Here is a 21,077-nt window from a genome sequence, read left to right as displayed (position 1 = left end):
AAAATGCTGCATCTGTTAATGTGTTGCAGCGGGTTGACCTGGTTGGGCTTCTTGAGCATTGTTGGACGTTTCTTGCTGAGGGTTAACCATGCGCTTCGTAAAAAAACCATTTTCTTTCAATGCATTAATGTGCTTTTCTGATATTTTGGAGAGGCGATCCATTTGTTTAGATTGTCTATCGAGAAGTGCTTGGTATGCCTCATTGGTTTGTTGCAATTCATTTGCAGTCTGTGCACGCCTTTGTTCTATTTCTTTAATCCGTTCAGTGAGCGATTGCCCTTCATACAATGCATTGATGCGATGCTCATGTTCCTGATGCTCTTGGCCTGTTTGTTGGGACAGTTCTGCGAGCAATGCTTGTAGCTCATTATTTTGTTGCTGGAATTCTTCTTGTCCCAGTTCATTGCGTTGCAGGCTGTTTACCAGTTGGGCTACCATATCCTGAAGCTGTTGTATGCGCTCTTGGATTAATTTTTTTGGCATTATCTTCCTCTCGGTGGTAAGTGGTGAGAGAACATTATGGAATAGGTGGAGGGTTCTTTGCAATTTGATAACTTGCGATTAAGAAGCCCTGGTTGGAGCAACCAGGGCTGATGAGAACTTAAGAAATTACCAGGGGACTATTGGCGTGTATCTCGAGAGGATTAGTTGCAACTTCTTCTAGGGATTTTTTAATGGCAAAAAAACCTCTTTTCTGCAGTGCATTAACTAATACCTCGGTGGGTATAGTATCTCCGTTTTCTATTTGTTGTTGACGGCGATCTGCAAGCAGGGTCAATCGTTCTATTTGCTGGCGTAGTTCTTGGAGTTGTGATTGATATTCCACATTGTTTTGCTTTAATTTGACTTCGGATACGGCCAGTTTTTGCTCTGTTTCCCCGATACGCTCGGCAATGGAGTTAAATTTCTTTCCTTCCGTATCAAAAAACGAATCCAGACGTCCTTTAAACTCTTCTTGCTGTTTTTCCCCGACAATCACTGTTTCTACGAGATGGTCTACCGTATCTTGCAGGGTCAAGGCGGTCTTTTTCATTTTTTCAAGATCGAGTTCGAACTTGCTTTTCATTAACGCAAACTCGGCTATTTTGCTTTCCAGACGTTGCTGACTAGCCTGATAATCTTCAGTGATTTGCTGCAATTGCTGTTGATTATTGCTTAATAATCTAATTTTTTCTTGCATTTGCTCTTTCAGGAAGGTGATCGCTAATTCTAGGGATTCTTTAGTTTGCGTGAGTGACTCAACTACGGCTTCAGTGGCGAGAATTTTAATATTAAGGAGTGTTAATGCTTCTGTTAGTTTTTCGTTGTTGTTGTGAAGAGTAGTATTTTCCTGGCTAAATTTTTCAACTTGCTCAGCTAATTGCTGGCGTATTTTATCCAATGCGGTAATGGTCATTTCTAAAAGATTTGTCAGTCCTAGAACCCCTTTAGTTAAACTGTCGGTGATGTTTACCGTATGGTTATGGTGATCATCGAGCATAATACCGCCGCCGGCATAAGCAAGTGTGGTTATACCGCAGAGTGCCAGTAAAAAGCCTACATTAGCCACCAAGCCTAAAATTAAAGTGGGGACTGTTACGGTGAGTCCCCCCATAATTTTTTGCCATAGAGGCAGCTCACCCCAGAAATCTGCAGCACGCGAGAGCATGCTGGGGTTTTTTTCCATGCTTTTAATAATAACAACGAGACTTTCTCTTATTTTTTTAAAAATATCTTCATTAATGAGCGTTCCGTCGAGCTTATCTTTTCCCTTGGCCTGTATTCTTTTGATTAAGGCTTCAATTTCGATAAGTTCTGGGTGGTCAATTGCTTCTGGATGGGAAGCTGCTTCACGAGCTACTGCTTGAGCTGTGGCACTCCTCGGAGGCGCTTCTGTTGGTTCTTCATGGATGAGGGCTTCTTGCTCTACATCATGCATTTGGATTACTTCATCTTCTCTAGTAGCCATATTCAGTTCCTTTGACTAAGAATTTCCCTGTAATTCTTATTTTTAACCAAAAAATACGATAAAACAAGTAATTAATTTTCATTTAAATTCAATAAATTATAAGTAACGCGAGCACTAAGTTTAAAAATAAGGCATTTTAGTGCTTACTGATACGATAAGGGCGGCCATTATCAAGATAATACTTTGTTTTTACAATGATTTTCTTGATTAACTGCCAAAAAAATATCAAATTTAGGGATTAAAGACGCTTTTATTTGTATTTTATAATTATTTTATGTCCTAATTTTAGGACAGATGTCTTAAAAAGAGATATACTGATTAGTTGTGTTTATTCTCGCGTTTTTTTAAGAAAGGGTAGTATTTTTTATGGCATTTAGCATTGGTCAACGATGGATAAGTAATACCGAATCACAATTGGGCTTGGGAATTATTACTGATTTAAATAGCAGACAAGTGAGCATTAGCTTTCCTGCTGCGGGTGAGGAGCGCATTTATTCAACTGATAATGCCCCATTAAGTCGCATTATTTTTAAAGAAGGCGAGGAAGTGGTCACCAGTAAACAGCAAAAGATACGCCTGACCCGCATTGAGGAACGTCAGGGGCTGTTTTTTTATAGCGGCATCGATGAGTCCGGGGACGAGATCCACATTAGTGAGGTTTTATTAAATTGCTTTATTGACTTAAATACACCACAACAACGCCTCTTTAGTGGCTTGTTGGATAAGCAAAGTTCCTTTCGTTTAAGAATCGATACCCTAAACCATGCTAGTCGACTACAGCAATCTAAAGTTCGTGGATTATTGGGCTCGCGTACCAGCCATTTGCCTCATCAGGTTTATATTGCTAGTGAAGTGGCACAACGTCATGCACCGCGGGTTTTACTCGCTGATGAAGTGGGCTTGGGTAAAACTATTGAAGCCGGCATGATCTTACACTATCAATTAGTTACTGGGCGGGCTAATCGGGTATTGATTGTAGTACCGCAATCATTAATTCATCAGTGGCTGGTGGAAATGATTCGTCGTTTTAATTTGCATTTCTCAATCATTGATGCCAGTCGTTATCAAGAGTCGTTTGACCCTTATGGCGAAGACGATTACGACTATGAGGATGAGTTGGATGAGGAAGAGGTCAAACCAAATACTGCAAATCCTTTTGAAACCGAAACCTTAGTTTTGTGCAGCCTGGATTTTCTCATGGAGCATGATGAGGCTCGCGAGCAAGCGATTGCAAGCGGCTGGGACTTGTTGGTTATTGATGAAGCGCATCATTTACATTGGTCTGAAACAGAGGTAAGTCCTGAATATGAATGTGTTGAAGCTTTATCTGCGCAAAGCAAGGGACTCTTATTGTTAACTGCAACTCCTGAGCAAGCAGGGATTGCCAGCCATTTTGCGCGTTTGCGTTTGCTGGACCCTTCACGATTTTATGATCTCGCCGCATTTAAGAAAGAAGAAGAGGGATATCAAGAAATTAATCAACTGGTACAGGAGTTATTAGCCTATGATGCCACTACTCCATTAACTAAATTAACGCCAGAGTTAATGCAGCAGTTGGATACTTATCTGGGGGCATGCAAAGGCGAAGACATCCAGGTGGCTATTAAAAATCTTCTCGATCGCCACGGCACCGGCCGGGTACTATTCCGCAACACCCGTGCGGCAATTCAAGGTTTTCCACAGCGCCATGTGCATGCTTATCCTCTGGAGCGGCCCGAAATTTACTCCTCTCTTTCCGGACAATCCGGGGTTACCAATTTATCCCCAGAAAACTTTTTGAATCGAGAGTTGTGGTTAGGACGAGATCCTCGCGTTAGCTGGTTGGCTAGTAAAATCAATGAGCTATTTCCGAAAAAGGTATTGGTGATTTGTGCTAAAGCGAAAACCGCGATTGCTTTGGAACAGCACTTTAAATTAAGTGCCGGCATTCGCAGCACCGCCTTTCATGAAGGCTTGTCAATTATTGAGCGCGATCGTGCGGCGGCCTATTTTGGCGAGGAAGAAGAGGGCGCGCAGGTAATGATCTGCTCGGAAATTGGCAGTGAAGGACGAAATTTTCAATTCGCCCATCATTTGGTTTTATTTGATTTGCCAATAAACCCTGATCTATTAGAACAGCGTATCGGTCGTTTGGACCGTATAGGTCAGCAGCATGATATTGAAATTCATGTGCCTTATCTGATGAATTCAGCTCAAGAAAAACTATTCCGCTGGTATCAGGAAGGAATTGATTTGTTTGCCAAGAGTTGTTCGGTGGGCTTTGCCATTTATGAAGAGTTTGAGGAACGTTTATTGCCTGTTTTAGATCAGGCCATGAATGCTACTGATGATGTTTTGCTCGACCAACTCATTGCGGATACGCGAGTACGTACTGAACAAATCAATCAAGCCCTGCATGACGGACGAGATCGTTTATTGGAGCTCAATTCCTGCAATATTCCCCACGCTCAAGCACTGATTGCTGACATTGACGCGGAAGAGAATTGCCTGGATTTGGAAAACTACATGGCACAAGTATTTCATGAGTACGGTATTGATCATGAATATCATTCTGAAGGCACGGAAGTTTTGCATCCAACCGATCACATGAAAAGTAGCCATTTCCCAGGCTTAAAAGAAGAAGGGGTAACAGTTACTTATGCTCGACCTAAGGCATTGCAACGTGAGGATATGGAGTTCTTGAGTTGGGAACATCCTATGGTTAGTGAAAGCATGGAGATGATTCTTGATTCTGAAATGGGTAATGCGACTTTAGCGACTATTTCGGTTAAAAGTATTGCACCCGGAACGGTATTTTTAGAGTCGTTTTATACGGTCAATTGTGCTTCACCAAAGCATTTGCAATTGGATCGTTTCTTACCCTTAACGCCCATTAGAATCTTTATGGATGTGTCCGGTAAAAACTTGTCTAAAGTATTGGACTACAGCCAATTGAATCAAATGTGCCAATCGGTTAAACGCCATTTAGGTTATCCAATTATTACCCAGATCCACGAAGTGGTTGAAGGGATTTTGGCCCAGACTAAACGGGTGGCTGAAGGGCAATTAGCTGAGATTATTGAGCAGGCAAAAGTAGAGATGCGCAAAAGTGTTTGCTATGAAGTGGAGCGATTGGAAGCGCTACAGGCAATTAATCCCGCAATTCGTCAAGATGAAATTGACTTTTTCAAGCAGCAGCTTAACGACAGTGAGCATTATATCGAGAGCACCGGCTTGCAGCTGCAAGCGCTTCGCGTCGTTATTAATAAGTAGTTGAGATGGCTTAAAAATACGCCATCTCCTACGTTGTTGGGGATGGCGTATTGATTTATTTTGGCTCACCTGTTTATTAGCACCTTGGTATATACTTATTTATTTTGTGGCAATGACCTCGTATATTCATGAGAGGCCGTCGTTAGACTAAAAACTTGGTGGTGATTTCCTAAAGAGAGGAAGGCAAAATGAATCTGACAGAATGGTGGTTAGCATGGGATGCAGATCTGGATGGATTAGCCCCCAAAGTTAGCGATTCACGAACAGAACCCTGGCTTGCTGCCCGGTCGATGATCTCCGAAGGGGCACAGATTGAGGCCAATGTTCTTTGGGGATTACACTTTGCTGCCAAGATTAACGCCGCAGCAGAAAAATTGGGGGCTCCTTTTTATAATGAAGTATTGGGGAAAAGGGCGCATTTACCCAGTATTGGTTGTCCTGACTCTCTATTATTTGCGCTCACGTATTATCATCATTTGCAGCGCTATCAATCGATTGATCAAGGTAGTTCTTTAGTTCTCGCGCAGATTCGTAAAGAACAGCCCGGCGTGCACTATGCGGCCACGACATTAAAAAAACGCCTTGATGAGTATTGTTTGGCTCCGGAGAATATTGCCACAGTCCAAGCACTCTGGCCTGAAATTGGCTTATTGCAAGGTCCTGGTTTATTACCCCAAGTCGAGCAATGGCTTGCTACAGAACCCCTCGTAGACAAACTATTAAAACAACTTGAACAGGCTACAGGAAAAATAGTGGGAGAGTTTGATGCGGAATATGATGACATCAATCTCCTGTTTACTAAAGTAGACGAGTTATTAGAAGGGAAAGTGGCTACATTAAAAGAAATTACGGCCTGTAAAAAGCTTATCGAATTATTGAATGAAGAGACGTTGTTACCTCATGATTTAAGTGAACCCAATAGTTTAAAAAATAATTATCCTGATTTTGCTGAATATTGGCTGACGTTGCATGAACATATTCCTCCAATCAGTAAGAAAAAGGCGCTGGGTATTACCGGGGTGCGTACGGTGATTGAGGTAGCTCGTTTTGCCGCGGGCATGCTGAGTTCGCTAACGCAGACGGTTGTGGGGTATTTTACCCCCCTCTATGTCAATGAACTGGCAAGCAGTGCGGTAAATGTCGTAGATAATTTAACCGCTGCCATAACCCCTACATCAACGCTTGAGCAGCGCAAGCAGTTATTAATTTCGCATGCGGAGCAAATCATTGTGAGGTCGGCGGCTTCATTAAACCGACAGCCAGATGATCCAATTGACGCGAATGATTTTAAACGATTGAGTGCAAACGAAGTAAATGGTTTGGTTGATAAACTGTCTTTAGTCCAACACTTGCTTGCTTTAAAACAATGCTTGGCCATTTATCAAATAGAACATACAACCGGTTTTGCGAAATTTTCATTATCGAGTGTATTAAAACCCATAACTGAATTATTAAGTCATACATTTTTACGCCCTTTAATGTTTGACGCCATATTATTAGTATTGGAAGCTGAACAATTAGAACTACAGGTGAATGGGCTTATTGATACAGCCAAATCCAGCGAAGAGTCGGACACTAAAGTCTTGAAGACCCAATTGGTCAATACCTTGAAGGCAACGGAAACACGGGTTAATTATGTACCGCAAAATAGTAAATTCATTTTCTTTAAACCGGAAAGTGAAAAGGCGTTAAAAAATTTTACGGAAGTAATGAAGCATACGCTCGATAATTCGTTGAGCGTGTAGACGCTGTTGCATGTCTTAGCGACAGTTTGCTCTTGCTGCTGAACCCAGCAGCAAGCCCCGATGTTTATTCTTCAATGGAAGAGGGTATAACTTCCAGGTTTCCAGCACCATTACGTTTTATTTTTAACCACGTGCTATTTTTTATTGGTTGATTGGTTTCGTATTGGCGAAAGAGGCGTATCCAAGCGGGAGTTGGTTCAAATCCATGTGTCAATCCGAGTTGAAAGGCTTGGAAAAATAGACCGTGCCCTACTACCACTACAAAGCCTTGTTGTTGTATTACTTGCGCATGAAACTGGCGTATTCGCGCTAAAAAGCTGGTAAATGATTCCGCATCGTCGCCATCACAGAAGTCAGGATCTGCATTTTGCCAGTAATCGGCTATCCGTGCCTTGCGCTCTTCGGGGGTTAAGGGAAACATTTTGCTTGGAGAAAGGTAGATTAGTTCTTGAATGGGCCAGATATTCAGTGGGGCCGTAGGCCAGCTTTTGCTGATGTAGTCTGCACTTTCTCGTGCTCGGATAAAGGGTGAACAAATAATTAAATCCGGGGTTTTGCTAATGCTTGCTGCCGCGGCCTGTGCTTGTTCCTGGCCTAAAAGAGTTAGTCGTGCCTCCGCGGGATTGGTGCTCCATGTCCCGGCATTAATACTACTTTCACCATGCCGGACTAACCATAAGGTTAAGGATGGCATGGAATTAGAGGGATAAGTTTTCATAAGCGTGCTCCAAAGCGATTACTTTTTTCCGGGTGTTGGTTGGGAAGAAACATACATGATCATTAATCCATTTGGATAGACCATTATAATGTCGATTAATAAATGCATTGTTTTCCGGGGCCTTTAATTGGGCGCGCATTTTTTGCGTAAAGCCATCCAGGCTATTGCTACGCTCCTCAGGGATTTGCGCGAGAAATTCAATGGTTGATTCATACAAAGAAACGGTAAACTTATAGAGTTTTTGGGCTTTGTCTGCACGATCAGGATCGCCCTCTTGCTGCTTGTCCTGTAGTTTTTCCATTTCCTCTAACAGGCTGATGGATTTTAATTCTAAGCTTTTTAAGGAATCATAAATCGCATTATATTTTTGCTGATGCGGATCGTTCTTTCGGCCATCAGAGATGTGCGCTATCTCAGTATATAACTGATTACTTAGCTGGCCCAGTTTGTTTTTCATTTGGATAAGCGTTGGCTGCAGCGGTATGGGCAGTGGTTGTGGCTGTGTTTCAAGAGAGAGACTAACCTCTTCAGTGTCTAATGCTAGCGGTTCTGGCGCAGGCTTTTGGCGATACATCTTTACAAAAAACTCGCCATCGGCAAGTAATTCCTCGGTCGATTCTTCCTGGGTTTTGGGGTATTTATTTTTATAATGCCGGACTTTATCGGCAAGGACTAGTAGTCTTGAGGCGATGTTTTTTAATGCCTTATCCATCTGGTTTTGTAATTCAATTTTATAAGCAATACGCATTACATTTTCATTAGCTACATCAATGTCTACCAGTTTGGTTTGCATGGTATGCAAATCGTGTTGCGCTATGGCATAAAGCTCATTGAAAGTTGCAAAGGTGCGCTCAAAATTTTGCTTATTATTAAAAAAGTTTAAACCGAGTTCCTGAATCTGGGAGGATAAGCTAGTACATTGGCCTTGCAAGGAAATAAGTCCGTGCAGGAGATGACCAAACTGGGCGATAAACTCGGTAGCCGCCAGTAATTCTTCATCGCTGTCGACCACCAAAAATTCTTCTTTCGCTTTGGCTTTGTGTAGCTTGCTGTTGACAAAGCAGGGGGCGTGGACGAAGACTTTATGGATTAAGTTGAAGGCATCATGCAGCTTCTTCCTATCGTCATTATATTGTTGTTTTTGTTGTCTATAATGTGGATTATTCTGTTTTTCTGGTTCAGGGCGAGCAGCTACATCGCGAGCCCAATTAATAAAGGAAAAAAGCTCATCCGGTTGCATAAAGGCTTTACCATGGAGGATAGCTGTCGGCTCTTGCGCTTTTAAGAAGTAGTTAGATAACCCCATGATCCAATTATGAAAAATTGAATTGGGCAAATCAATTTCATGTTTGCTTTTAAAGACAATACCCCATTTTTCAATATCGACATATTGTTTGCGTAGTATGTCTTCTTGTAACTCTCTATGCGTTACGGTTTCAATGAGGGCATCATATTTTTCAGGAATAATGATGCGTACCATCAAGCGAATTAACTGATTATTGGTATCCAGGCAAGCTTTTCTTGTTTCTTCCACCATATCCCTTAAGGACATCGACTCTTTATGTTTCTCTAATTCTTGTACCGCGAATTTTAATGGGGTATACACATCCATTAAGCGACTGAAATGCGAGTCATTCTCCGTATTTTTCATGGATGCATAATTATTAATGAAACTAATCAGTGCGTTAAGATAGGTGATATCATACTCATAACCAGCAAAGCTCAGGCATCTGTTTTGCAGCATATTCATTAAATAAGATAAGACACCAGCAGTGGTGTCCTCTTTGCTCGATAAGTCATGATAATATGCTTTGAGTTTTAAAATAGCATCGAGAGTGTACTGTTCGTAAAGGGCGAGCTGGGTTGGTGCTTCTGGCGGAACAGCGCCAATATCATCGAGTTCATCGGCATTGTAATGTAGTGATTCGATGGTTTTATTATCGGCTTTATATTGAAAAATTTGCGGCAGTGCCGTAATTTGCGCTCCACTTGAGGTACTCAGGCTCGATAGATATTTTTTATGTAATTTATTGATAGCCTCTATTTGGGTTTTATGTTTTTTTTCTTCATAGGCGAGCCAGTCTCGATGAATGATTCCGACAATCTTTTTTCCCGCAAAATAACCTCCTACACCGGCCGCCGCGGCTAAAACCAACAATCCTTCGGTAATTTGCACGCCTGGTTGATTAAGAGCCAATGCACTGATACTTCCTAATACGTCGGTCATAATCTGCTCTCCTTAATCCTGCATCGCAGGTAATGACTAAAATGTTGGCCAATGAATAAATTAATCAACAATAACGCTGTTGCTAGGCTGATGCAAGGCAAGGCTTTGATTTTAAATGGGTCTTAAAGATTCGTTTTGAACCTTATTGTCTTCTATGTTATCATTCGCATCGGATTAACTAAGGAGAATAAAATGGCATATACCAAGCAAGAGCCCCAACAAATTAAACCGTACACTAAAGAAGAAATTAAAAGCCTAAGAAAAGAGATGGTCACTCTTAAGCAAGGGATCCAATTACCGCTCATGGTTCATGGTGTTTTTGCACCAGCAGATATTAAACTAAGTGGACTTGCCGATGACAAGCAACACGCGGTTTTTGCTTTGATAGAAAAATTAAAAACTAGTTTGACTGCTCATGGTGCTGATACCAGTAATCTTGTATTTGAGCCTAAAAACTTACAAGAATTATGTTCGCTCTTCAGCGATGTAGAGACATTAGCCGAGGAGACTAGAAAAAATAAGGATAATCCTGAAGCAAAATCCTCTATCTTCAGCTGTTGCTATTAATTTGCTCTCACGCGAACGCGTTATTTTTTGCTAAAAAGCAGGGCCAATTAAGCCCTGCGCTCCACTCTTGAAACCCATAAAGGAATGTGCTGCTCGGTACATCGCTTATCCTAGGTTAAACTTGCATTATTTCAAAATTATGAGCCATAATCTTTAGCACCTACAGTAGCAAAAGGCTAATTATGAACTCTAAATCAGCTCAAAACGTTATCAATGATTTGTTGTTATTAGCCGGCGTACAACCTAATGGCAAGGAGCCTTGGGACCCGCAAATTCATCATGAAGAATTTTATACCCGCATCCTGAACGAGGGATCCCTAGGACTTGGTGAGTCGTACATGGATGGATGGTGGGATTGTTCTCAATTGGATCAGTTTTTTGACCGCATTCTTGGCGCAGATATTGAAAATAAAGTGAAATTGAATCAGTGGTTATGGCCTAAGCTGTTGTGGTTACGGCTGTTCAATCAGCAATCAAAAAAACGGGCGCTCATGGTTGGCCAAAGGCATTATGATTTGGGGAATGATTTATTCCAGGCCATGCTCGATCAGCGCATGAATTATACCTGTGGCTATTGGCTCAATGCTACGGATTTGGATATGGCGCAGCGCAATAAATTGGAATTAACTTGCCAGAAATTAAAGCTTAAACCAGGAATGCGGGTTTTGGATATCGGCTGTGGTTTTGGCTCTTTTGCCAAATACGCAGCAGAAAATTATGCTGTTTCTGTGGTGGGCATCACCATTTCTAAAGAGCAAAGAGAGTATGCACAAAAAAATTGTGCGGGCCTTCCCGTTGAAATACGTTTTCAGGACTATCGTGACCTCCATGAGCGTTTTGACCGCATTGTTTCCTTGGGGATGTTTGAGCATGTGGGGTATCTGAATTACCGTACTTACATGCAAAAAGCGGCAGATTGTTTGCAGGATGATGGTTTATTTTTATTGCATACTATTGGCAATAATATAACGACCACCTTTTGTGATCCATGGATCAATAAATATATTTTTCCTAATGGTATGCTGCCTTCCATGCGCCAAATTAGCAAAGCGGTAGAAGGCTTGTTTGTAATGGAAAATTGGGCTAATTTCGGCGCCTATTATGATCAAACATTAATGGCTTGGTATGATAATTTTGCGCACCATTGGCCTGGTTTGCAGCCTCAATATGATGAGCGCTTTTACCGCATGTGGCGCTATTATTTATTATCTTGTGCTGGTGGTTTTCGCGCACGCAGCATGCAATTATGGCAAATTGTTTTATCCAAACATGGGGTGCGTGGTGGCTATGAAGCGCCCTTATTTGCTGGGATTATTTAATATGTTGGTCTGGTGGTAAGACAAATGCACTTACTCTATTCTAAACGCCTGTCTATGCTCCTAGCCTGTATTGCGTGACCGAGGAGCTTGGTCTACCTCTGAATTCCGCAAACAAGTCGCGGAAGGAGGCCCTGTAATTTGTTCATGGTACTAGGTGTTTGTGGCTATCGAGACTGTGTAAAAGGTCTGTTAAATTATTGAGCACCATATAGTGAGGTAAGTCTCCCTTACAAAATTTCGTTAAAATACTGATAAAAGATGTTTTAAGAGCTGTTTGTTCTCGCTCAGGACTGGTTCCTGCGCACGGAGGAAAAAATTGGTTATGAATGCTTGCACTAGGGTGCATCGCATTTCTGTAACCTAGCTCCTCAATTAGGGGTAAAACAAATCGCGCAAAATCGGCAGGAGCATAAATATTAAAACTATTTATGATTTGGCTACGCATCTGCGCACTTTCTTCCAATATAGTCAATAATTCTTCAATTTTCTGAAGGATGTATTTAAGCAGCTCTGCATTAAATTTATCATCAGGAATCGTTAGGAATTTGGCAAGCAGGGGCAAAATAGTTCTCGTATCTATTGATAAACGGCGGTGCTCATTGCGTAGTGAGGCTAAGCTGGTCGTCATATTATTGGGGCTGGGATCTAAATTCAACATCGCTTTAAATAATGTTTGATAGGAGCAGGGAAGCGCGGCAAATGAGGCTGAAGTAAATAGGCATTTCTCAAGCTCTTCTTGATAGATATGTTGCACTTCTTCTAGTGTTTTTGGTGTCCGGGTAATGGAGCTCGAGGCTACTGGATCTAGTGCAATACTTGTTTCAGCATTTAAAGGCTTCGCTTCTATTTGGGTGTCTGCTACATAATAACCTACGCCTCGAGGCACAGTGGACGCTGAGACAGCTGGTAGTGTTTGTTGGAAATAACGACGGGTTAATGCTCGGTCAATGAATTCCGTAACTAGGGTTTGATCCCAGAACTCCAATAAAGTTAAGGCTAAAGACCATAAGTCAGCGCGTTGATTTTTCTTTAAATGCTCGCTATCCGAAGCATTCTCTGCAAGCGCGCGATAGGGGGCTAAATAGCGCTGGTCTTTTAAGATAGAAGCATACTTTAGGTTATGTTGTGCATCTAAGTAGCTCACCGCCCCTAGATCTGAAAAAGAGACGAAGCCTGTGCTGGTAAATAAAATATTGGCAGGTTTGATGTCATTAATGGCGACATTTTGAGCATGGATTTTTTCTAAGGCCGCGAGTAGCTTGAGAGCGATGTAATCAAATAATAGTTGTTTCTCGCTGCCTGGTAAAAAACTTGTTTTATTAATGATGCTATTGCCATTTCCTAAATCGGCAAGAGGTAAAAATTGATACAGTTGAATTCCTTCAAGCGTTCTGAGGATGGCCACATCTTCTGTTAAGAGGACTGAATCATGAAGGTTTTGAGCTTTTAACAGGGCATGGACTTTTAATTCGGTCATGGTATCGAATAACACTTTGCCTCGTGACAATGATTGACTCGATATACTTTGGATTAGCTCTTCTTTACTTAATATGGCGCGAACCGCAAAAAACGTTCCCTGTTCATCTTTTGCTAAACGCACCGAGGAAAAAGTGCCCTGACCAAGCAGAGAGACCTGGGCCGTCTCTGTATCCATCAGCGGACCTAAAATTCTTTTTGCCAGTAAAGGATGGGCATTATGTAAGGCAACTTGTTCTTGAGAGGAAAGAGTAGAACGAAGATAAAACTTCTTTTGTTCTCCGCTGTTGCGAACCAGCGTAATAGATAAATCCTGAGGAGAGTAGTGGGATGAGCAAGAAAATATTGGCGGTAAGGAGGGGCTTTCTTGGTCTTCTGAAAATCCTAAATCATCAGACTCTATTGGTGGGGCGGATGAACTTTTTTTTAACGGTCTGGGCTCTAATAAATGCGAGGAGGCTCCCTTAAACATTAGGGGATTGTCCACTAGGAAAGAAAAAGAGGTTCGTCTCTGCACCGTGGGACTGACATTGAACAAAATGGGTGTTTCTAGTTCTGCATTATTAAATTGTGCATCATGTTTTTTTACACCTGGCATTTTCGTACATCCTCAATTTTCTAGCAAAGATAAGCCTGTGCTTTTTTTGCATTAGTACATTCGATTATAATGAGCTTGTATAAATAGTGAAGTAGTCGCGTAAATTATTTCTAAATGGTGATTTTTTGCCAGCGGCGTGGCTAGGTGGGCTTATATAGGCTGCCGGGCGGGTGCTTGCTTCCCGTGATGAGCAGTGTTTTGTACCGGGATTTTCCCCCCCGCTTTAAAAGCACCTGCCGGGTTGGGACCTCAAAGAGTTGCGCAATAAATTTTATTAACGCCTCATTCGCTCGACCTTCTATTGGGGGTGCCTGCAAGCGAATTTTCAAGGCTTCTCCATGGAGGCCTGCAATGTCGCTTTGCTTGGCACCGGGTTGTACGTATACATTAACTGTAATCAGGTTTCCATCTTGTTGGTACCACATAATATAGCTTACTCCCATTTTACGCTGTAGGCATAATCGCGCCAACGGAGTTCCGCCAGGCTGCCTTTCGTTATCGACGTTACTCCGGCTGGAGTTCCTGTATAAATAACATCGCCTGCTTTTAATGGGAAAAATTGACTAATATAAACTAATAAATCCTCTGGACTCATCATCATGTCGCGACCTTTAGCACATTGTCGCAGCGAACCATCAATGCTTAATTGAAAATCCGCTTCCATATAATCAGTAAATTGCTGATAGGGAATCCAGGGGCCAAGGATTGCAGCGTCTTTAAATACTTTTGCGGTAGTCCAGGGATGGCCGTGTTTTTTTAATGCCGTTTGCCGGGTTCTTAAGGTCATATCCAGACCAAGACTAAGAGCGGAAATCGTGTTTTTAGCTTCTTCCTTAGTCAGGCGGTAACCATCATGAGCGATGCGTAGTACGAGCTCGCATTCGGGCTGCACCGCATTATCTTCATTAGGAAACTCAAGTACTAACTGCTCCCCCCAATAGGTGGTTTGTTGTAAAACGCTAGCTGGCTTTAAGAATAAAACGGGTTTTTCGGGCATGGCTTCACCAAGCTCTTTGGCATGCTCAAGGTAATTTTTCCCTACACAAACTATCTTATCAATAGACATATTTCATACCTTTTATTGATTGAACAGGGCCTGCGACCCACTCACAGAGATTAATAATTTTTCCACAAAGTTACTTCAGAAGCATTAAAAAAGATGTTTTATTTATAGAACGGATTGGGTCATTATTTGAGAGCCATAAAAAGTGGTGATAAAATATACATATAGGTTACATTGGAGAGCCTAATGGGCCAATCTAAAAGTATAGAGAATTTATTCACCGTCATTAAGGAATATAATAAAAGCGAGAATAAAACCAAAAAGTTAACCGAAATCAAAGGCAAGGCTAAAAAAGTGTTTGCCGACCATCAAACACTAGATTTAGTTTATGACTCTCTATTTTCTTTTGCTGTGAGCCCCCTGCAAGCAGCTATTGGCTCTCTTGAGGTCTTCAAGTTACTAATAGATGAAGGTGCAAATTCTTTCTTTAGTCCCAAACCAGACCTTGGCTCTCCAATAGATATTTTGGCTAATAAGTATTTCTCTTCTTACTGTAGCGTCGAAGAAAAGGCGACTTTTGAATGGTTAATGACGGCTGAAGATAGCCCTGTATTTACTTGGAACAAATTAGCGAACAACTCTCGTTTATTACATGCTTTTATAATCGCTGATTTGATCCCTGATGAGCTGCAAATGGATGAGTTGCCTATACATAGAGCGATTCAAGCCGGTCGTCTCGATTTAGTTCAAGAGGTGATCACAGCTGCTGGTAGTGTGCAAGCAGCTGGTGATGTCTATCGAATGAGTATTCTTAGCCCAGCAATTCAGACGGTGCTTTTGGGACAAAAAAATGCCATGGAACTCTTTCAGTATTTACTGCAACAAGGAGCAAGCACCCAAAAACCGAATGCAGCAAAATTACCGCCCATCATGTAAGTACTTACTGCGCGGTTTTTCTTCCTTTCTAATGAGCAAGATAAACTTGCATCTATTCTGGTGGAATTGCTACTTCAACATGGCGCCATACTTGAGGTAACCAATCCTCACAATGGTAAGACTCCTTTGATGACCGCCATGAGTATGGGATATTTCTCTTTGTTTACTTTCTTTTTGGCAAAGGCTGATGCAAGTACTTTGAATCATCGGACTATCTCAAAACCGTACTATTTACTGTTTCAATTATTCGATGTGTATGAAAATAGATTAGTTGAACTCGATATTTTTGCCCTGCTGGCGGAGTTGAAAAATAAAGGTTTAGAATTCGATAAAACCATCGATTACAGTGCGCCTTCGGATCCTTTTGGTCATCGCTCCTATGAAAAACAAAGAGAGATATTTGCTTCCAATATGTCCTTACTGCATTTTTATGTAGATAATTTGACGCATAACCGCGATGATTTTTTTCCTTTGCTCGATAAGCATCTTAACGTGATTCAAGCACTAATCGCTCAGGGTGTTGATTTTACTGTAAAGGCTACATTTATTTCGACTAAAGAAGAAGGAATGAATGAAGCTTATGAGGCAAAAAAAGTTAAAATAATTCGAGAACTTACTGCTGCTGAATATCTTCGGCACATAGCGGAGGAAATTATTGGATACGATTCTGATGCTTATTTGATTAAGGCTTACCAGGATGAAAATGAATTTTTACAACATATTGAGCCTCGCAGTCGGACAGGACAAATAAAGCTACACCAGCGATTTCATCAATTTAGAAATCTGGAGCGGGTTTTATCTGGAAAAAAACCTTTAGTTTATTCGGGGTTGCCGGATGTACGTAAAATCGAACAATTGGCTTTAAAGCACCATGATTCACCGGAGGGCCATGCTCCAGACATGGATCCTCAGAGTGTTAACACTGGATTACTGCATGCACGAGACAGAGCAGACCATGATAAATGGGATAAGCTGAAAAAATTGATTGTAGACTATGTTAAAAATGCCGAGTCATTGCCCGATTTTTTAGAGCGCGTAGAAGAGTTTAAAACGCCATTGCAACTTCATTTTGAGGTCAATAAGGATGCCCAGGGTGAGGTGGTCAGTTACGGTTCCTGGCTGTATCGTTGCGTTCATTATTTTGATCCTTATAAATACCCAAATTCGTGGGAAGCATTAAGAGCGTTTGGGAAAAAGACCTATGGGATAGATATTAATACCCAATATGAATAAACGAGGGAAAGCTAGGTCTAATCAGGATTTTTCCGATAATTAAACGCGTCTATTTATGAGATAATTAAGTCTTACAACTGAAAGGAATATGCGAGATGTCTGCTTTTGATCTTAAACTTTACACAGATAAAACTTTTACCAGTCTCAGTTTAGCAGAGACTCGCTTGGAACATATTGAGTTTCAAAATTGCCAATTCAAGCAGTGTAAGTTTTCTGGAGTCATTTTTAGTAAAGTAAAGTTTACTGAGTGTACTTTTGATTCCTGTGATTTGTCACTGTCAAAATTTCCCGGTTGTAAGTTTTCAGAAGTTACCTTTAACGATTCGAAGCTAGTGGGTATTAATTGGACCGAGTTAAGCTGGCCATTGGTGAAGCTTGCCAGCCCTTTGTATTTTTATACCAGCAACATTAGCCACTCTAGCTTTTATGACTTGGAACTTGCCGATTTAATTGTCGAAGAGTGCAAAGCCCATGATGTTGATTTTAGGGAGGCTAATTTAAATCACGCCAGTTTTGTGAATACTGACCTGCAGAATAGTTTATTTATGCATACTCGTTTAAAGCGTGCTAATTTTACTGATGCAATCAATTACGATATAGATATCCAAAATAATACATTAACCGAGGCTCGCTTCTCATTTCCCGAGGTCATCGGATTATTGAATCACCTTGATATTAAAATTAGTGGCTGGCCAGAGGATTTTGAATCGTAAAAATCTAATTGCAGCAGAGCTGGTTTGTCGTGGCCAGAGGTATATAATGGGGGCAAACACATCCAGGAGATGTAACCAATGAAGCCACAGATGAATGTTTTAGTAAAGAAAATCTTTACCACCGCAGACATGCAAATTTGCCATGCCATCAGGCATCAGGTTTTTGTCGAGGGACAGAATGTGCCTCTGCACGAAGAGATTGATGGACTTGATGCTGGCAGTGAGCATTATATTTTGTTTCTTAATCAGCAGCCAGCCGGTACTGCTCGGGTTCGCTATATTGATGATTTTGCTAAAATTGAGCGTGTTGCTATTTTAGATGCTTATCAAGGCCAAGGGCTGGGGCATGTACTGATGAACTTTATAATAGAAACGATTCAACAGAATCCCCAGGTTAAAAAAGCAAAGCTTGGGGCTCAATCCTATGCGATTCCGTTTTATGAGAAATTAGGTTTTGTTGTTAGTAGTGATGAATACCTGGATGCAGGTATCTCTCATAAAGACATGCAACTTAGCTTTAACATTTAATAAGCGTTTTAGTGCGACTCGATGGGTGTCGCAAGGTCAAAGGTTCCCGTGGGCAGGTCAAGCCACGGGATTCGAGAAACGTGACATTTGCGAGCACTGTTTAGCACGAGCCTGCTTGCAATTCGCTTCCTTAAACGGCAACCTATCAGGTTGCCTGTGCTCTACAGTTTGCAGGAATCAACTGCTTGGTTATAGTACTCCGCGCCCTTCACCATTAACCCCGCGGCCACCGTAGTGGTAATTGCCCGTGGAGCAGCTGCTCTAAAGAAAAAACCTACCCGAGCCAAGTTGCTGGCTTTCGTATCTTGATTCAATATATCTTTGGCATGTTCAAGATAACTTTTGTTGGTTCCAGGCGTAGTTAAACCATCCTGCTTACGATAACGCAATTGATTTAAAGGCGAACTAACCAAGCCATAAGCTCCTGCAATTAGCAGCATTGCCATTGATTGGGCGTATTGTTTTTCTACCCCTTGTTTTTGTAGTGATGAGGACAGCATCGGGATCGCCGTCATATAAACAGTAGACCACAGCCCTTCTCGTAGCATCACGCTCATTGCGCCACGAAAAAAGGAGCTGTAGCCTTGATGAATGTGCATTTGCTGGGCTGTCGCTTTTAATGAGGTGCTCTGCGTCAATTGTTTATTTTGCGCCAAAGCTTCGAATGGGGTGCTTATTAGTCCAGAAAGACTGCCAGCGGCAAATGAACTGAATAATTCATACCATTGGGAGGTTTCTCCTGATTTTTTGCTCAACAAGGCTTTAAAAGCAAAGGTAGTGGCATACCCCGGTGCAGCCGATAATGCATAAGCGCCTGAACCAGAAAAGTAATTTCCTCGAGGCATTTTTTCACCTTTATAAACATGGTTGGTCCATTTTAATAAAGGGGTCAGTAGCGCCATTACCCCCGCTCCTAAAACAGGGCCCTTTATCCAAGGTGATTCAGCAAATTTTGTCCATAATGGGGGTGTTTGTTCAGTTTTTTCTTTCATGATCCGATCCTCAAAAATTAAAACGAGTAAATTGTTCATCTGACAGAGCTCTACGCCTGGAAGGGCGCAGATGGAGTTCCTACCAGGCGAACGACTCAAAGAGGATGATCACAAAAAAAAGAGATAATAAAAGGCCAATTACCTGAGAAGGTAAAACAGCGAGGTGATAATGGAACGCTGAATTGGTCATTTAAAATCTTTAACGTATTGATAGTGGTCTTTGAGGCTATCATTCAAACAATTTTGTTGCAAGTGCAAAATCACTTCATTTCTCATTTCCCTTTAGTCGTGCGGGAATGCTCCTACCATGGTTCCTTTTGGGGCAATTATAATAATCTTACCGAATCATGGTTTTTTGCCTCTCAAGGAAAAAATTCAATATAAAATCAACGTGTTAGTCTTGGGCAAATTAATGAAAACTTGAATTTCTTAGAGCTGGCGACATTATCGGACGCACCGTGATTAAATTTTAATTGGCAACGTTTCAGTCTACGTGGCCTAAATTCGTGGTGTGCGTAGACTGAGGTTACCTTAAAAATTATCATTTAATCTTTTTAACAGCAGTTGGATGTGGTGTTTTTCATCGTCCTCAAACCCGCTTAAAGCAAATTGATTTAGTTCATAAGCGCATTGCTCAATAATTGCTTGGCAATTTCGTCCCTTGTCTGTCAATCTAATCGCAATCGCTCGACGGTCTGTTGCGCTCGGAGTTCTTATAATTAAACCATCACGCTCCATACGATCCAGCGTTCTTACGGCAGTAGGTTGCTCGATACCGATGTGTTTGCACATTTCGGACTGGGTTAAGCCATCTTGTTGATAAAGTGCCATTAAAAAATAAGTATAGGCATCCGTAAGGCCATGAGGCTTTAACAACTCATTGGCTCTTTTAATTAACAGACGGCTGGCCTTTTTGATAAGCGTTGATGGATACATTTTTCCTCACATTTACATAGCTTGCTATATATTAGCAAGCTATGTAGAATTAATCCAGTTTTACTAAATAAGAGGTCTGTAATGATTAAGCAATCGATTTTTCAGGTAGATGCATTTACTTCCACCTTATATATGGGAAATCCCGCCGCTGTTTGTCCCTTAGAATCTTGGCTAGATGACAGTCTGATGCAGCTTATTGCTCGAGAAAACAATTTGTCGGAAACCGCCTTTATTGTTCCTGATGGCGAGTATTATCAAATACGCTGGTTTACCCCTAATACCGAAGTTGATTTATGTGGGCATGCCACCTTAGCGAGCGCTTTTGTCTTATTTGAGTACTTAGGATATCAAGGAAAAGAAATTCGCTTTAAAAGCAAAAGTGGTATTTTAAGCGTAAGCAAAGAGGGGAGTTTATTGCAGATGGATTTTCCTGCATTACCTTTTGCGAAAATAGAGCCTAGCGCTGAACTCTTAAAGGCGATAAAAATAGTTCCTGAAGAGGTGTATCGAAGTACTTTTGATACGTTGTGTATTTTTAAGGATGCCGAACTTATTAAAAACGCTCAACCGGACTTGAATGCCTTGGCAAATATAGACTGTCGCGGCATTATTTTTTCTGCTCTTGCAACGGATGCAGATGTTTATTCGCGCTGTTTTTATCCGGGCTGCGACGTGCCTGAAGATCCGGTCACAGGTTCTGCGCATTGTGTGATTGCTCCCTATTGGAGTGCTCGCCTTCATAAGAAAAAGATACATGCCTGCCAAGGAGGTAATCGCCAAGGGGAGCTTTGGTGTGAACTAAATCAGGAACGCGTGATTTTATCGGGATACAGTCAATTGTATTTACAAGGTGAAATTTACATTCCTGCTCGCACTTAAGTTATGG

Annotated in this window: 18 protein-coding genes; 9 read left to right on the top strand and 9 right to left on the bottom strand. The window is 41.5% G+C overall.

The annotated features are described in order from the left end of the window. Positions 1-15: 15 nt before the first annotated feature. Complete coding sequence (locus ACD661_RS08415) at positions 16-483, bottom strand: hypothetical protein (protein WP_400187419.1); 468 nt, start codon at positions 481-483, stop codon at positions 16-18. Positions 484-601: 118 nt separating this feature from the next. Then, a complete protein-coding gene (locus tag ACD661_RS08410) occupies positions 602-1,948 on the bottom strand; it encodes a hypothetical protein (RefSeq protein ID WP_400187418.1) in 1,347 nt (448 codons plus the stop codon). A 366-nt stretch (positions 1,949-2,314) separates the two neighbouring features. On the opposite strand from ACD661_RS08410, the gene rapA reads away from it, so the two are divergent. Together rapA and ACD661_RS08400 are read left to right on the top strand one after the other, a co-directional pair. Then, complete coding sequence (gene rapA, locus ACD661_RS08405) at positions 2,315-5,200, top strand: RNA polymerase-associated protein RapA (RefSeq protein ID WP_400187417.1); 2,886 nt, start codon at positions 2,315-2,317, stop codon at positions 5,198-5,200. A 188-nt stretch (positions 5,201-5,388) separates the two neighbouring features. Next, the gene (locus ACD661_RS08400) at positions 5,389-6,945 is read left to right on the top strand and encodes a hypothetical protein (protein ID WP_400187416.1); all 1,557 of its coding nucleotides are present in this window, start codon (positions 5,389-5,391) and stop codon (positions 6,943-6,945) included. Between the two features lie 64 nt (positions 6,946-7,009). On the opposite strand, the gene ACD661_RS08395 is transcribed toward ACD661_RS08400, so the two are convergent. Both ACD661_RS08395 and ACD661_RS08390 read right to left on the bottom strand, forming a co-directional pair. Then, positions 7,010-7,663: a histidine phosphatase family protein gene (locus ACD661_RS08395; protein ID WP_400187415.1), complete on the bottom strand. Its 654-nt coding sequence runs from the start codon at positions 7,661-7,663 to the stop codon at positions 7,010-7,012. Continuing rightward, positions 7,644-9,890 carry a hypothetical protein gene (locus tag ACD661_RS08390; RefSeq protein WP_400187414.1) on the bottom strand — a complete coding sequence of 749 codons (2,247 nt, stop codon included), beginning with the start codon at positions 9,888-9,890 and terminating at the stop codon, positions 7,644-7,646. Before ACD661_RS08390 ends, ACD661_RS08395 begins: the two co-directional genes overlap by 20 nt. A gap of 192 nt (positions 9,891-10,082) precedes the next feature. On the opposite strand from ACD661_RS08390, the gene ACD661_RS08385 reads away from it, so the two are divergent. Beyond that, positions 10,083-10,457, top strand: a complete 375-nt coding sequence (locus ACD661_RS08385; RefSeq protein ID WP_400187413.1) for a hypothetical protein — start codon at positions 10,083-10,085, stop codon at positions 10,455-10,457. 182 nt (positions 10,458-10,639) lie between these two features. After that, positions 10,640-11,776, top strand: coding sequence for a cyclopropane fatty acyl phospholipid synthase (cfa, locus tag ACD661_RS08380; RefSeq protein WP_400187412.1), 1,137 nt, complete (start codon positions 10,640-10,642; stop codon positions 11,774-11,776). Positions 11,777-11,918: 142 nt separating this feature from the next. Here cfa and ACD661_RS08375 read toward each other — a convergent pair whose 3' ends face one another. The 3 genes from ACD661_RS08375 to ACD661_RS08365 all read right to left on the bottom strand — a co-directional run bounded on the left by ACD661_RS08375 (position 11,919) and on the right by ACD661_RS08365 (position 14,916). Continuing rightward, positions 11,919-13,850 (bottom strand): protein kinase domain-containing protein, encoded by a 1,932-nt coding sequence (locus tag ACD661_RS08375; protein ID WP_400187411.1) that lies wholly within the window; start codon positions 13,848-13,850, stop codon positions 11,919-11,921. A 140-nt stretch (positions 13,851-13,990) separates the two neighbouring features. Continuing rightward, complete coding sequence (locus ACD661_RS08370) at positions 13,991-14,275, bottom strand: DUF167 domain-containing protein (protein ID WP_400187410.1); 285 nt, start codon at positions 14,273-14,275, stop codon at positions 13,991-13,993. A gap of 8 nt (positions 14,276-14,283) precedes the next feature. After that, positions 14,284-14,916, bottom strand: a complete 633-nt coding sequence (locus ACD661_RS08365) for a fumarylacetoacetate hydrolase family protein (protein WP_400187409.1) — start codon at positions 14,914-14,916, stop codon at positions 14,284-14,286. Between the two features lie 183 nt (positions 14,917-15,099). On the opposite strand from ACD661_RS08365, the gene ACD661_RS08360 reads away from it, so the two are divergent. The 4 genes from ACD661_RS08360 (at position 15,100) to ACD661_RS08345 (ending at position 18,263) form a co-directional block, all read left to right on the top strand. Then, a complete protein-coding gene (locus ACD661_RS08360; protein ID WP_400187408.1) occupies positions 15,100-15,789 on the top strand; it encodes a hypothetical protein in 690 nt (229 codons plus the stop codon). 60 nt (positions 15,790-15,849) lie between these two features. Further along, entirely contained in the window at positions 15,850-17,022 is a 1,173-nt protein-coding gene (locus ACD661_RS08355) for a hypothetical protein (protein ID WP_400187407.1), read from the top strand. Between the two features lie 95 nt (positions 17,023-17,117). Next, a complete protein-coding gene (locus tag ACD661_RS08350; protein ID WP_400187406.1) occupies positions 17,118-17,735 on the top strand; it encodes a pentapeptide repeat-containing protein in 618 nt (205 codons plus the stop codon). A 78-nt stretch (positions 17,736-17,813) separates the two neighbouring features. Then, entirely contained in the window at positions 17,814-18,263 is a 450-nt protein-coding gene (locus ACD661_RS08345; protein WP_400187405.1) for a GNAT family N-acetyltransferase, read from the top strand. Between the two features lie 161 nt (positions 18,264-18,424). Here the strand turns inward: ACD661_RS08345 and ACD661_RS08340 are convergent, their stop codons facing one another. Further along, positions 18,425-19,255: an MC/SLC25 family protein gene (locus tag ACD661_RS08340; protein ID WP_400187404.1), complete on the bottom strand. Its 831-nt coding sequence runs from the start codon at positions 19,253-19,255 to the stop codon at positions 18,425-18,427. A 531-nt stretch (positions 19,256-19,786) separates the two neighbouring features. Beyond that, positions 19,787-20,191, bottom strand: a complete 405-nt coding sequence (locus ACD661_RS08335) for a MarR family winged helix-turn-helix transcriptional regulator (RefSeq protein ID WP_400187403.1) — start codon at positions 20,189-20,191, stop codon at positions 19,787-19,789. An 81-nt stretch (positions 20,192-20,272) separates the two neighbouring features. Between ACD661_RS08335 and ACD661_RS08330 the strand changes: the two genes are divergently transcribed. Next, complete coding sequence (locus ACD661_RS08330; RefSeq protein WP_400187402.1) at positions 20,273-21,070, top strand: PhzF family phenazine biosynthesis protein; 798 nt, start codon at positions 20,273-20,275, stop codon at positions 21,068-21,070. Positions 21,071-21,077 lie beyond the last annotated feature (7 nt).

It is taken from the genome of Legionella lytica, assembly GCF_044626755.1.
GTDB classification, from domain to species: domain Bacteria; phylum Pseudomonadota; class Gammaproteobacteria; order Legionellales; family Legionellaceae; genus Legionella; species Legionella lytica_A.
This window is presented reverse-complemented; position numbering and strand designations above follow the sequence as displayed.